Here is a 12,761-nt window from a genome sequence, read left to right on the forward strand (position 1 = left end):
AGACCGGCATGACGGTTCTGCATTGCAGCTCGTCCTGACCGCGCTGAAGCACCGATCAACCACGCGCTGTCGACCGTTATCGACGACGCGTTGCGGAAATCGCGCGATACACGACGATCCGCTCGATCGCGCCTGGATCTATTGCGTGCGCGTCGACGCGCTGCCGCGATCGAGCGACGCCGCACGCAGCGCCTCCCCCGGCTCCGTAAAGTAGCGCTGCCGCAGCTGCGCGATCTGCGCATCGCGATCCTGTGTCGACAGGTTCTGCGCATCGATCTGCGCGCGCTGTGCCGCATATTCGCTGTACTTCGCATGCCACGCGTTGTCCGCCTGCTGCATCTTCGCGGCTCGCTCGGCAGCCTCCGGCCCGAGCGTTTGCGCGAGCTGCGCGCGCATTTCATCGGGCGTCGCGTTTGATTTCTGCACTTTGTCGATCTGCGCGATCGCGTTGTTTTGCTCCTTTTGTTGCTCCAGCTCGGCGCGCCGATCGGGCGGCAGTTGCTGATCGAGCGCGGCAAGACCCGCCGCCTTCTGGTTTTCGGTCAGCGACGGATCGCGGATGATCTTCAATCGCGCGAGATCGTCACGCTGCAACTGCTGCTCCGCGCCGAAGAACGGTTCGCTCCAGTCGCCAAGCGTGCGGCTCGCGATCGTCGCGCGCCGGTCGAGTGCGAGCTGCAATGCCGGGAGGTCGAGCTTGTCGTCCGCCGCGCCGCCGCCCGGCAGCTTCGCGAGTTCGGCGAAATACGCGCGGTAGCGCTGCCAGACCTCGAGCGCCTCGCGTTGCGCAACCGTACCGTCGAGCTGCGCGGCGATCGCGCGCGCGACGAGCGCATCGAGTTCCGCGGCGCGCACCTGGTTTTGCGCGGTCAGGAAATAGTCGAAGAAGCCGCGCACGGCCACGACCTTGGCGAGATGGCCGTGCGCATCGAGCGGCAGGCGCGGCGCAGTCGAGCCGGCGAGTGCCGGGGGCAGCCCGCTTGCGCCGAAACCGGGTACGGGGCTCGCCGCCGTGCCGCCTGCCGCCGCGGACGCGGACAACATGGCCCCGGCAGGCGCGACACCGGACACGCCGGCGTCGCGCGTCTTCCGAGCGTCGATCCCGTACCAGGCTGCGCCGGCCGCAACGACGCCCGCTACCCCGTAAAGCACGATGCGTCGCGCAATGCCGCTCTTGCTACCTGTCATCGATTACACGCCTTGCGTTTTCAGCCGGTTCGCGTGCGTGCGGATCGCCGCCACCGGATCCTCCACATTCGCGCCGTGCACGCCGAGAATCTGGTTGATCGCATCGGTGTGATTCCAGTGATACGTACCAAGCACCTGGCCAAACAGCGCGCTGCATTGCGACACGACGCCGTCGTTCGGACCGGAGCCGCGATTGATCATCACCGTGCCGCTGCCGAGCAGCGCCAGCGTTGCCGGATTGAGCACGTTCGCCGGATCGGTGGCCCCGCTCACGCTCGTATCGACGGCACCCGTCACGCCGGCCACCGTCGTCGTCGGCTGGATCGCCGTGCCGCCCCATGAATAAAGCAGGTGCGTATTGCCGTTGACCGTCTCGGTCGACGCGCCCGCACGACACGAGCCCGGCGCACCGAGACCCGCGCTCGGAAATTTCTGGTTGTATTCGGCGGCCTTCGCCGTCGTCAGCACCGACAGCGCCTGGATCGCATTCTGGTTCGTATTGAAGTTGCTGCTCGTCAACGTGCCGAGCGCATTCGCGAACGCGCTGAGCACGGCGGACGACAGGCCGGTCGGGTCCGCCTGCAACAGCTGCTGGACGAAGTCCGCGAATTGCGAACCCCAGTGCGGCGTGCTGATCGTCGTCACCGATGCGACCAGCTCCGGCGCGACGGATGCAACGTAGCGCGACGACAAGCCGCCCTGGCTATGGCCGATCAGATTCACTTTCTGCGCGCCCGTCGCCGCCAGCACCTGCTTCACGTATGCAAGCAATTGCTCGCCGCGCCCGTTCGGGCCATCGTCGCTCTGATAGCCGGACAGATTCGCAACGTACACCTTCGCGCCATGCGCCTGCAGGTCCGCCGGAACGTGATACCAGTACTCGACGAGGCCGCCGTACTTGTCGGTGCCGGTCAGCCCGTGCACGAGAATGATCGGGTACCTGGTCGCCGCATAATCGTCGACGGCGGTCGTCGCGGCGGAAGCGGCCTGCGCGCCGGCCAGCGACAGAAAGGTTCCAACACTAGCGGCGGGTGCCGCGCTCATTGCGAATGCGACCACGGCCGCCGCTGTCTTCGCTCGTATCGATCTGCTCATCTTGCTCTCCATTTTTACGTGCATGTCAGTTGCTTGAGGATGAGGACGCGAGAATCGCTGATGCAGCGACGCTTCCGGCACTGCAGCGTCGCCCGCGCGCGGGATGTCGGCCGTACCGGCCTCGACGGCTTGGCACGACACACACCGATGCCCGAAAACGAATAAAAACGAACACAAACGAACGTTTTCGCACCAGCAGGCGAAGTGAATCACGTTCGACAAGACTGCGCAGACGGTTAGACAGGGCCCTCCAGTCAGTTGACAACGGGTGCGTCAACCGCTAAATCCGGCGTTCTTCCTCGATGTCTTGCGATCCCGGCCGTTGCGGCTTTGCGCGGACGCGCACGAAATCAATCGCGCCCGGGTGACTTGCGCTGGAATGTTCGGAACTGGCGGCAGCATGTCGGCGGCCTGGCGGCGGCCGGCGTCAAGCGGCTCGAGCAACTCGGGCAACTCGAGCAGAAGAACGCGCGGCGGAAGAGGATGCTGGCGGAGCGTGCGCTGAAGCGGGCCGCGCACAACGGCGTGGAGATGGCGCTCGACGAGCCCGGCAAGCCCTGGCAGAACGGCGCCGACGCAGAAGAAAGCTTCAACGGCAAGTTCCGGGATGAATCAAGCCCCCCTACACCCGCCCCGCCAGATGAAACCGCGACGCCGGATGCCACAACCGCACCGACGTCGCGATGTGCTCGCCGACCCACGTGCGGCGGCTCAACAACAGACACGGCTCGCCGATTTCCATCACGAGATGCCGGCGCACCTGCGCATTGGGTTTTTCCGCGTAGATCCGGAACTCCGCGCGCTGGATCGGCGCGAGCCGCACCATGTAGTGATTCGGCGTCTCGACCGTGAAGTCCTGTTCCAGATACGCGGGAAACAGCGCCGGATTGACGTAGCGATCCTCGAACTGAATCGGCTCGCCTTCCTCGTAATGCACGATGTGCGAATGGAACACGGGCCCCGAACGCAGCCCGAGCGCTTCGACCGCCTCCTGATCGTCGCTGCTTTCGAGCAGCAATACGCGCGCGCTGTGCCGATGGCCGCGCTCCGCGATCTCGTCCGCGATGTTGCGGATTTCCAGCACCGTCGATTCGTAATGCCGCCGTTCGACGAACGTGCCGGCGCCCTGGATGCGCGTCAGCACCCGCTCGGCGGTCAGCTCGCGCAGTGCGCGCGACACCGTCATCCGCGCGACGCCGAATTCCTTGACCAGTTCGGCCTCGGTCGGAATCGCGCCGCCGGGCTTCCAGTCGCCGTTCGCGATCCGCTCGACGACGTAGCGCTTGATCTGCTGGTAGGCCGGCAATGCGCGCGCCGGCACGTCGCCACCCGGTGCGCCCGGTGCGCCCCCCATCCGGCCGGCAAGTTGTCGTTGCGTTTCGTTCATGCGCCCTCGATCGAATGAATGATGGATCGTCCGCCGTCCGTCGCGTCGCTCGGCGGCCGGCCTCCGGCCGTTACATCACGGGCGGCGGCACGCTCGCGACGATGCCGGCGGCGATCGCGATGTCGTCCGCGAGCGGCCGGTCGTCCCGGTACACCGGCACGCGTTCGCGCACATGCCGCCACAGCGCGTCGGTGGGTGCGGCCCGCGATGCGCCGTCCGCCTGCAGATCGTAGGCCTGTGCGGCGGCCAGCAGTTCGATCGCCAGCACGCGCGTCGTGTTCTCGATGATGTCGAGCGCTTTCAGCGCCGCCGGCGTCGCATGGCACAGATGATCTTCCTGCAGGCCCGACGTGATGCCGCCGTCGAGGCTCGCCGGCGCCGCGAGCCGCTGGTTCTGCGCGACGAGCGCGACCGCCGTGTACTGCGCGATCATGAAGCCCGAACAGGTGCCGCCCGGCGTGGCGAGAAACGCCGGCAGCCCGCTCACGAGCGGATTGACGAGCCGGTCGAGACGCCGTTCGGCGATTGCCGCGACCTGGGCCATCGCCGCCGCGAGGCTGTCCATCGCCAGCGCGATGCCCGCGCCGACCGCATGCGCCTGCGAATGGACGGTCGGCGCGTCGCGCGTGCCGGCCACGATCGGATTGTCGGTCACCGACGCCAGTTCGCGATCGACCACCTCCGCCGTCACGTCGAACACGTCGCGCGCCGCGCCGTGCACGTGCGGAATCGTGCGCAGGCTGAGCGGATCCTGCGTATGCCGGCCGCTTGCCGCGGCGAGCATCCCGCTGTCGGCGAGCAGCGCACGCAACCGCGCGCCGACGTGCCCGATGCCGGGCGAAATCCGCAACGCAAGCGACGCCGGATCGAAGGCGGCGAGCTGCCCGCCGAGGTTCTCGAAGCTCGTCGCCGCCACCCAGTCGGCCCAGTCGAGCAGCCGCTCCGCGCGCGCGAGCGCGAGCGCGGCCAGCCCCGTCACGCACGGCGTGCCGTTGACGAGACTCAGCCCTTCCTTCGCGCCGAGCACGAGCGGCTCGCGGCCGATGCGGCGCAACGCCTCGTCGCCGCGAATCCGCTCGCCGCGATGGCGCGCATGACCATGGCCGATGCAGACGAGCGCGACGTGCGCCATGTGGGTCAGATAACCGACGGAGCCGTGCGCCGGCACTTCCGGCAGGCAATCGTGTTCCAGCAACGCGACGAGCTGGTCGACGACGTCGGCGCGCACGCCCGAATGCCCGTGCGCGTAGTTGTTGATCGCCGCGGCCATGATCGCGCGCGTTTCCGCCGCGCCGAGCGGTGCGCCCACGCCGACGGCGTGGCTCATCAGGATGTTGCGCGACAGCGTGCTCTGCTGCGCCGGCGACACGATCACGTCGCACAGCGCGCCGACGCCCGTATTGACGCCATACGCGCGGATGCCGCGCGCGACGATTTCGTCGACGAGCTCACGGGCCGCGACGACGCGTACGCGCGCCTCATCGGCCAGCGCGAGCGGCTCGCCGGCGGCCACTGCCGCGACCTGCCGCCAGTCAAGCGGTTTTGCCGAACGGAATACGGTCATGGCAGCCTCAGTTCGCGGAACGGTCGTGATGGCTCGACACGAACTGCCGGAAGCGCTCCGAGCACTGGCCGCCGAACAGATCGCCGGGCGTGCCGTCCGAATCGACTTCGCCCTGATGCAGGAACATCACGCGGTTCGACACGTGCCGTGCAAAACCCATCTCGTGCGTGACGACCAGCATCGTGCGCCCTTCCTCCGCGAGCGAGCGCATCACGCGCAGTACCTCGCCGACCAGTTCCGGATCGAGCGCCGACGTCGGTTCGTCGAACAGCATCACCTTCGGATGCATCGCGAGCGCACGGGCGATCGCGACGCGCTGCTGCTGGCCGCCCGACAGGTGCGCCGGATAATAGCCGCGCTTGTCCGCGAGGCCGACGCGCGCGAGCAGCGCCTCGGCTTCCTCGACCGCTTCCGCGCGGCTGCGCTTCTGCACGCGCAACGGGCCTTCGACGAGGTTGTCGAGCACCGTCATGTGCGACCACAGGTTGAAGTTCTGGAACACCATGCCGAGCTGCGAACGGATCCGGTCGACCTGACGCCGGTCGCCCGGATGCAGCTTGCCGTCGCGCGTGCGCTTCATCTTCAGTTCCTCGCCGGCGAGCGCGACGGTGCCGTCGTCGGGCGTCTCGAGCAGGTTCAGGCAGCGCAGGAACGTGCTCTTGCCCGAGCCGCTGGCGCCGAGGATCGAGATGACGTCGCCCTCGTGCGCATCGAGCGAAATGCCCTTCAGCACGTGGTGATCGCCGAACGACTTGTGGATGTTCCTGACCGACAGGGCAACGGGAGCAGCGGTGTTCATCGGATTCTCCGGGAAGGATGGATACGCTCAGGGCGCGACGCGCCGGGCATTGCGTGCCGCCGCGGCGGGCACGCCGGCCGGCTTCGGCGCGCGCAGGTGGGCCGACAGCCGCCATTCGAGCGCGCCGAGCACGCGTACGACGATGAAGTTCAGCGCGAGGTAGATGAGGGCCGCGCACACGAACACCTCGGTCGTGCGGTAGGTCTGCTGGATGATCTGCTGCGCGACGCCCGTCACTTCCCACACCGTGACGAGGCTGGCCAGCGCGGTCGACTTGACGAGCAGCACGGCTTCGGTCGAATACGCGGGCAGGCACTGGCGCAGCGCGATCGGGCCGATCACGCGCCGCAGCAGCGCGAAGCCCGACAGGCCGATCGAATAACCGGCCTCGATCTGCCCGACCGGCACGGCCATCAGCCCGCCGCGCACGATCTCGGCCGTATAGCCGGCCGTGCACAACGCCAGCGACAGCACCGCGCACACATACGGTTCGCGCAGCAGCGGCCACACGAAGCTCTCGCGAATCACGCCGAACTGGCCGAGCCCGTAATACACGAGAAACATCTGGATCAGCAGCGGCGAACCGCGAAACACCAGGATGTACGCGCGCGCGAAGCGGTTCGGCAGCCAGCGCGGCGACACGCGCATCGTGACGATCACGAGCGACAGCAGGCCGCCGAGCACGAGCGACGCGAAGAACAGGCCGAGCGTGGTCGGCACGGCCGCGAGCAACTGGCGCAGCGTGTCGATGAGGAAGTCGAAATCGATGGACATGCGTGCTCTCCGTCAGTTGCGCGCGAAATTGCGGCGGAACGAGCGGCCGACGATCGCTTCCGCCCGGTTGAACACGCGGTTCGACAGGCCCGTCATCACGAGGTAGAGCGCGCCGCCCGCGACGAAGAACACGAAGTACTGGTGCGTCGAGTTCGCGGCGATCTGGCTCGTGCGCAGCAGCTCGGCGAGCCCGGTGACCGAGATCAATGCGGAGTCCTTCAGGCTCAGTTGCCACACGTTGCCGATGCCGGGTAGCGCGAAGCGCAGCACCTGCGGAATCAGGATGCGGCGCAGCACCATGCCGCTCGACATGCCGACCGAGCGCGCCGCTTCGAGCTCGCCCTTCGACACGGCCAGCACGGCCGCGCGGTAGACCTCCGCCTGATACGCGCCCGAGATCATCCCGACCGCCAGCGCGCCGATCACGAACGGCGGCACGCCGATGAAGCCTTCCGCGCCGAACCACTGGCCGATGGTCGTGACGAGCGTCGAGCCGCCGAAATAGAACAGGTAGATGACGAGCAGTTCGGGCACGCCGCGAAACACCGTCGTGTAGAGATCGCCGAGCAGGCGTGCGCTGCGGTGGCGCGACAGTTTCGCGGCCGCGATCGCGGCGCCGATCACCGCGCCGACCGCGAGCGCGGCGAGCGTCAGCGCGACCGTCATCAGTGCGGCAAGCAGCAGCACGCCGCCCCAGCCTTCGGTTCCGAAGCCGAGCATTTCAAGAATCGCCATGCGTGTCTCCCGGCATGCGTTGAGTGAATCTGCAGGATGCGCGCCGCCGCGCGTCGCCGTGTCGTTGCGTCGTGACGTCAACTACGCGGCGGCGGCCGAACGCGCGCTTACGGCGTGACGTCGGTCTTGAACCACTTGTCGGCGAGCTTCTTCACGGTGCCGTCCGCGAGCGCAGCACCGATCGCCGCATCGAACTTGGTCTTCAGGTCGGCATCCTGCTTGCGGAACGCGAGACCTTCGCCCGGCCCCCAGATCGGCCCGCCGAGCTTCGGGCCCGCGAGCACGATCGACGCGTTTTCCTTCTTCTCGATGTTCGCCGCGTAGTACGTGACGTCGTCGAACGACGCATCGATGCGCCCGGCGACGAGGTCGAGATCGCGCTCGGGCGAGGTCTTGTACACGCGGATCGACGCGATGTCCTTGAAGCTGTCGTTGATGAATTTCGTATAGACGGTGCCCGACTGGATGCCGATCGTCTTGCCCTTCAACTGCTTGCGCAGCGCGTCGACGGTCGGCTTGTCGGCGTTCGCGTCGCCGGTCAGCTTGACGGCCGGCGCGCCGGGCGCGGCCTTCGGCAGGATCTTCGTGTCGGTGACGGCGAACGTCGCCGGCGTGGCCGCATAGGGGCGCGAGAACAGCAGGATCTTCTCGCGCTCCGGCGTGATCGAGATCGCATCCATCAGGACATCGAACTTGCCGGCCTGCAGGCCGGGAATCATCCCGTCCCAGTCCTGCGCGACCATGTTGCACTGGACCTTGATCCGGCCGCACACGTTGGCGAGCAGTTCCGGTTCGAAGCCGCCGAGCTTGCCGCCCGGCAGCGTGAGGTTCCACGGTGCGTAGCCGCCTTCGAGCGCCACCGTCACCGTCTTCCATTCCTTTGCCTGCACCGGCGCGGCAAGCGTTGCCGCTGCAGCCGCGATGACGCCGATCGTCCTGATTGCCCACTTGATGCGCTTGCCGTTCACGAGATTTCTCCTTGCGTTGAAGTTCGACATCCCCTCGGTCATGCAAGTCGCCTCAGGAATTTGTCTATACAAGCATGCAAGAAGAAAAACCACGGGACAAGCGCTGATCAAAAAAAACCGCGTAAACGCGGGAAATCCCCTAAATACAGGGCTCCAGCGCGCCTCATTGCGGGGAATCCGGGCACGGATTTGGTGCAACGGACTTGGACAAATCCCAAGGATGACTAGACAAATTTTGAATTCGATCGCCTGGGTGCCGACCATTCGACACGCGGAGACAGGCAGGTCGGACTGACCGGCATAAGGTCTGCGGATTGGATTTCCCGGCGAGGCTCGATCGAGTATTCCGGGCCACGCTTCGACATCGCGCGCGCCCGGTATGGCCGCGCGTTCGCGTTCTCCGGCAGTCGACGCGAGCGCGACCGATCGGATCGGGGAACATGTCGACGATCGTCCGTGCGCGCCGCTGCGGGCGGCCAGCGGATCGGTGTCTTGAAGCAGAACGAGGAAATCGTGCCGGACGGCGTAAGGACGAACTGAGACAGGGGCCGACCGGGTGTCGGCGTCACATCGAAGACACCTGCTTCGACTTGCCGCCGCCAGACCTCGCGACAAAGCGGTCGGTGAAACGGTTGAAATCGCCGGGGGCGACGGACACGAGCGTCGTGTCGTATTGCAGACCTGCCGCGAGCGCACGTGCAAGCGTAGCGGCGGGTCCGGGAGGCGTTGCGAACGGATCTGGAGCGGCAACGAAGCCGTCCGCCAGCATCAGCCAAGCAATGCTGCACGAACGGGTCCCAAGATTGAATTTTCTTCCTGCTTCAACGCGCCTAAAAAAAGCTCAGGCGCGACCGCCCCCCTTCCCCGCGTTGAACATCGCCAAGCATGGTGACGAGGACGAGCGCGGCGATCAGCCCCAGGTGCTCGAAGAAGCTGTTGAGCGCCATGAAGCGCGCCACGCCCGCCTTGTTCCAGAAGTCGTTCGCCACCAGCATCGCGACGACGGTCAGCACACCGAGCCCACCCGCGCCAATCCAGGTGAACCGGCGAAATACCACGCACAGCGAACCGCCGATCTCGACCACAACCGCCAGTGCAGCCCAGAACGCGGGCGGATGGAGGCCGAAATGCGCCTGCTCCGCGATCGCATCGTCGAAGTGCAGCGCCTTGTCGACGCCTCCGATCAGAAAGGCGGAAACCAGCGCAAGTCGCACCAGCGCGCCGACCCACGGCTGCGCCAGCAGGACGCGAATCCACCCGGGGCTGTACCGGCCGGTTGTCGTCGACATGTCAGATCGCCCAGCAGGAACAACCGAACGCGCCCCAGAAGCCCTTCGCGTCCGACGTCGGCAATGCACTGCCCCACGCGCTCGCGTGCGCATGCGCGTGCACGTTGCATGCACTCGCGCAGCCGCACATCGCAGCGGCCGCCGCACGCTGCAGCGGTGCGCCGTTGCGCTGCGTCGCGCCCCAGCCGCCGTAGCCGCCGTACTCGCGCACCGGCGACCAGTCCGGCATCGCCGGCGGAATCGGCGCGTCGTGCGACGCGAACGGCCCCGCGCCCCATACGATCTTGCCGCCGACCACCGTCAGCAAGGCGGTCGTGCCCGCGATATCGTCCTCCGCGCATGCGAAGAAATCGCGATCCGGGACCACCAGGTCGGCGAGCTGCCCGACCGCTACACGCCCTTTCTTCCCTTCCTCGTTCGAGAACCAGGTCACGTACTCGGTCCACATGCGAAGCGCGGTTTCGCGATCGAGCAGGTTGCGCTGCGGATACATCCGCAAGCCGCCGACCGTCTTGCCCGTCACGAGCCATGCAAGCGACACCCACGGGTTATACGAGGCAACACGCGTCGCGTCGGTGCCGGCCGACACCTTGATGCCCTTCGAGAGCATCTTCGCGACGGGCGGCGTCGCCTCGGCTGCTTGTGCGCCATAACGCTCGACGAAGTATTCCCCCTGGTACGCCATCCGGTGCTGCACCGCGATGCCGCCGCCCAGCGCCGCGATTCGATCCATCGATTTTTCGGTAATGGTTTCCGCGTGATCGAAGAACCAGTTCAGGCCTTCGAGCGGGATGTCCTTGTTGACCTTCTCGAACACGTCGAGCGCGCGGCTGATCGTTTCGTCGTAGGTCGCATGCATGCGCCACGGCCAGCGGTTCTGTGCGAGCACGCGCACGACGCCTTCGAGATCGTCTTCCATCTGCGCCGGCAGATCGGGACGCGCGACGCGGAAGTCCTCGAAATCCGCTGCCGAAAACACCAGCATCTCGCCCGCGCCGTTGTTGCGGAAATAGTCGGTGCCGTCGTGATACTTGACGCTCTTGGTCCAGTTCACGAAGTCTTCCTTCTCGGCGTTCGGCTTCTGCGTGAACAGGTTGTACGCGATCCGGATCGTCATCTCGCCCGCGTCGTGCAGCTTGCGGATCACTTCGTAATCGTCGGGATAATTCTGCGAACCGCCGCCCGCATCGATCACGCCTGTCACGCCGAGACGGTTCAGTTCGCGCATGAAGTGGCGCGTCGAGTTGTACTGGTATTCGAACGGCAGCTTCGGCCCCTTCGCGAGCGTCGCGTAGAGAATCGTCGCGTTCGGGTTCGCGAGCAGCAGCCCGGTCGGGTTGCCCGCGGCGTCGCGCAGGATCGTGCCGCCCGGCGGCTCGGGCGTGTCCTTCGTGTAGCCGACCACGCGCAGCGCGGCCGCGTTCAGCAGCGCACGGTCGTACAGATGCAGGATGAACACCGGCGTATCGGGCGCGGCGGCGTTGAGCTCCTCGATCGTCGGCAGGCGCTTCTCGGCGAACTGGTGCTCGGTGAAGCCGCCGACCACGCGCACCCATTGCGGCGCGGGCGTGATCGCGACCTGCCGCTTGAGCATGTCCATCGCGACTGCGAGCGACGGCACACCGTCCCAGCGCAGTTCCATGTTGTAGTTCAGGCCACCGCGAATCACGTGGCAGTGGTTGTCGATCAGGCCCGGCAGCACGGCGCGGCCTTCGAGGTCGACGACCTTCGTCGCGCGCCCGGCGAGCCGCATGACATCCGCTTCATTGCCGACCGCAACGAAGCGGCCGGCGGCTATCGCCACCGCCGTCGCGGTGGGGTTTGCGCGGTCGAGGGTCGTGAACCTTCCGTTGTGAAGGATCAGATCCGGTTGGGACTCGGTTGCGGTCATATACGTCACCTCGTTTCGATCAGAAGCCAAAAAGCTGTTTGAGGGTGGGGATGGCCTGCACGCCGATCAACATGCCGAGCAACCCGACAAGCGCAATCAGCGGCGGTGCCGGCGAGCGCACCTTGATCGCGCTGTAAATGACACCGATCAGCAAGCCCGCACCAAGGGAAACCAGATAAGGTTCCATACGATCAATTTCTCGGACAGGTTGGAATGCAGGTCGTACGTCCTGGCAAACACGCTGCGGGCGGCATCCGTGAATCGACCACGTACGCCGCCCGCGATTTCATATTGCCGATGCCGCGTGTTCGCACGAAACACGCCGCATCAGCATCGACAGTCGCGACTGCCTGCGGTTACTTCGCCGGCACGGGCGGGATCGACTCGTGCGGCGTCAGCGTACGCTCGGCCGCCTTGTGGACCATCGTGTACGCGTAATCGACGCCCATCCCGTACGCGCCCGAATGCTCCTTCGCGATCGCCATCACCGCGTCGTAGCTCTCGCGGCGCGCCCAGTCGCGCTGCCACTCGAGCAGCACCTGCTGCCACGTGACCGGCACCACGCCCGCCTGCACCATCCGCTGCATCGCGAAGTCGTGCGCAGCCTGCGACGTGCCGCCCGATGCGTCGGCGACCATGTAGATTTCGTAGTCGCCTTCGAGCATCGCGCACAGCGCGAACGTCGTGTTGCAGACCTCCGTCCACAGGCCCGACACGACCACCTTCTTGCGACCATTCGCGGCCAGCGCGTCGCGCACCTTCTGGTCGTCCCACGAGTTCATCGACGTGCGTTCGAGCGTCTTCTGGTTCGGGAACACGTCGAGCAGCTCGGGATAGGTGTGGCCCGAGAAGCTGTCGGATTCCACCGTCGTGATCGTGGTCGGGATGTTGAACACCTTCGCGGCCTTCGCGAGCCCGACGACGTTGTTCTTCAGCGCCTGACGATCGATCGACTGCACGCCGAACGCCATCTGCGGCTGCTGGTCGATGAAGATCAGCTGGCTGTTCTGCGGAGTCAGTACTTCAAGTTTCGGATTGCTCATGGCGGTCATGTCCTTTGACGCGGAGAAA

13 protein-coding genes and 1 pseudogene are annotated in these 12,761 nt (G+C 66.3%); 1 reads left to right on the forward strand and 13 read right to left on the reverse strand.

Annotated features, from left to right (window positions below):
- Window positions 1-138: 138 nt before the first annotated feature.
- A complete protein-coding gene (locus MRS60_RS32965; protein WP_243566916.1) occupies window positions 139-1,188 on the reverse strand; it encodes a lipase secretion chaperone in 1,050 nt (349 codons plus the stop codon).
- Window positions 1,189-1,191: 3 nt separating this feature from the next.
- Entirely contained in the window at window positions 1,192-2,283 is a 1,092-nt protein-coding gene (locus tag MRS60_RS32970; RefSeq protein WP_034184650.1) for a triacylglycerol lipase, read from the reverse strand.
- Window positions 2,284-2,778: 495 nt separating this feature from the next.
- Between MRS60_RS32970 and MRS60_RS35105 the strand changes: the two are divergent.
- A pseudogene (locus tag MRS60_RS35105) lies at window positions 2,779-2,895 on the forward strand (integrase core domain-containing protein); the annotation flags it as partial.
- A gap of 10 nt (window positions 2,896-2,905) precedes the next feature.
- Here the strand turns inward: MRS60_RS35105 and hutC are convergent.
- The 11 genes from hutC to MRS60_RS33030 form a co-directional block, all read right to left on the reverse strand.
- Window positions 2,906-3,670, reverse strand: a complete 765-nt coding sequence (gene hutC, locus MRS60_RS32980; RefSeq protein ID WP_217589238.1) for a histidine utilization repressor — start codon at window positions 3,668-3,670, stop codon at window positions 2,906-2,908.
- 70 nt (window positions 3,671-3,740) lie between these two features.
- On the reverse strand, window positions 3,741-5,234 hold the full coding sequence (locus tag MRS60_RS32985) for an HAL/PAL/TAL family ammonia-lyase (RefSeq protein ID WP_243566917.1): 1,494 nt from the start codon (window positions 5,232-5,234) through the stop codon (window positions 3,741-3,743).
- A 7-nt stretch (window positions 5,235-5,241) separates the two neighbouring features.
- Window positions 5,242-6,033, reverse strand: coding sequence for an ABC transporter ATP-binding protein (locus MRS60_RS32990; protein WP_034184353.1), 792 nt, complete (start codon window positions 6,031-6,033; stop codon window positions 5,242-5,244).
- Between the two features lie 27 nt (window positions 6,034-6,060).
- A complete protein-coding gene (locus MRS60_RS32995) occupies window positions 6,061-6,807 on the reverse strand; it encodes an ABC transporter permease (RefSeq protein ID WP_034184354.1) in 747 nt (248 codons plus the stop codon).
- A gap of 12 nt (window positions 6,808-6,819) precedes the next feature.
- Window positions 6,820-7,542: an ABC transporter permease gene (locus MRS60_RS33000; RefSeq protein WP_105392458.1), complete on the reverse strand. Its 723-nt coding sequence runs from the start codon at window positions 7,540-7,542 to the stop codon at window positions 6,820-6,822.
- Between the two features lie 107 nt (window positions 7,543-7,649).
- Window positions 7,650-8,510, reverse strand: coding sequence for a transporter substrate-binding domain-containing protein (locus tag MRS60_RS33005; RefSeq protein ID WP_034184651.1), 861 nt, complete (start codon window positions 8,508-8,510; stop codon window positions 7,650-7,652).
- Between the two features lie 565 nt (window positions 8,511-9,075).
- Window positions 9,076-9,279 carry a hypothetical protein gene (locus tag MRS60_RS33010; RefSeq protein ID WP_432207861.1) on the reverse strand — a complete coding sequence of 68 codons (204 nt, stop codon included), beginning with the start codon at window positions 9,277-9,279 and terminating at the stop codon, window positions 9,076-9,078.
- A 61-nt stretch (window positions 9,280-9,340) separates the two neighbouring features.
- Window positions 9,341-9,799, reverse strand: a complete 459-nt coding sequence (locus MRS60_RS33015) for a DoxX family protein (protein ID WP_243566918.1) — start codon at window positions 9,797-9,799, stop codon at window positions 9,341-9,343.
- A gap of 1 nt (window position 9,800) precedes the next feature.
- Window positions 9,801-11,690 carry an amidohydrolase gene (locus MRS60_RS33020; RefSeq protein ID WP_243566919.1) on the reverse strand — a complete coding sequence of 630 codons (1,890 nt, stop codon included), beginning with the start codon at window positions 11,688-11,690 and terminating at the stop codon, window positions 9,801-9,803.
- 19 nt (window positions 11,691-11,709) lie between these two features.
- Window positions 11,710-11,877, reverse strand: a complete 168-nt coding sequence (locus MRS60_RS33025; protein WP_034184358.1) for a DUF1427 family protein — start codon at window positions 11,875-11,877, stop codon at window positions 11,710-11,712.
- A gap of 169 nt (window positions 11,878-12,046) precedes the next feature.
- A complete protein-coding gene (locus MRS60_RS33030) occupies window positions 12,047-12,733 on the reverse strand; it encodes a hydrolase (protein ID WP_034183344.1) in 687 nt (228 codons plus the stop codon).
- Window positions 12,734-12,761 lie beyond the last annotated feature (28 nt).

It is taken from the genome of Burkholderia pyrrocinia (genome assembly GCF_022809715.1).
Lineage (GTDB): Bacteria > Pseudomonadota > Gammaproteobacteria > Burkholderiales > Burkholderiaceae > Burkholderia > Burkholderia pyrrocinia_C.

Bases quoted from the DNA above. Each gene is read 5' to 3' on its own strand.
- MRS60_RS32965 (WP_243566916.1), bottom strand. From the start codon at position 1,188: ATGACAGGTAGCAAGAGCGGCATTGCGCGACGCATCGTGCTTTACGGG.
- MRS60_RS32970 (WP_034184650.1), bottom strand. From the start codon at position 2,283: ATGAGCAGATCGATACGAGCGAAGACAGCGGCGGCCGTGGTCGCATTC.
- hutC (WP_217589238.1), bottom strand. From the start codon at position 3,670: ATGAACGAAACGCAACGACAACTTGCCGGCCGGATGGGGGGCGCACCG.
- MRS60_RS32985 (WP_243566917.1), bottom strand. From the start codon at position 5,234: ATGACCGTATTCCGTTCGGCAAAACCGCTTGACTGGCGGCAGGTCGCG.
- MRS60_RS32990 (WP_034184353.1), bottom strand. From the start codon at position 6,033: ATGAACACCGCTGCTCCCGTTGCCCTGTCGGTCAGGAACATCCACAAG.
- MRS60_RS32995 (WP_034184354.1), bottom strand. From the start codon at position 6,807: ATGTCCATCGATTTCGACTTCCTCATCGACACGCTGCGCCAGTTGCTC.
- MRS60_RS33000 (WP_105392458.1), bottom strand. From the start codon at position 7,542: ATGGCGATTCTTGAAATGCTCGGCTTCGGAACCGAAGGCTGGGGCGGC.
- MRS60_RS33010 (WP_432207861.1), bottom strand. From the start codon at position 9,279: ATGCTGGCGGACGGCTTCGTTGCCGCTCCAGATCCGTTCGCAACGCCT.
- MRS60_RS33015 (WP_243566918.1), bottom strand. From the start codon at position 9,799: ATGTCGACGACAACCGGCCGGTACAGCCCCGGGTGGATTCGCGTCCTG.
- MRS60_RS33020 (WP_243566919.1), bottom strand. From the start codon at position 11,690: ATGACCGCAACCGAGTCCCAACCGGATCTGATCCTTCACAACGGAAGG.
- MRS60_RS33025 (WP_034184358.1), bottom strand. From the start codon at position 11,877: ATGGAACCTTATCTGGTTTCCCTTGGTGCGGGCTTGCTGATCGGTGTC.
- MRS60_RS33030 (WP_034183344.1), bottom strand. From the start codon at position 12,733: ATGAGCAATCCGAAACTTGAAGTACTGACTCCGCAGAACAGCCAGCTG.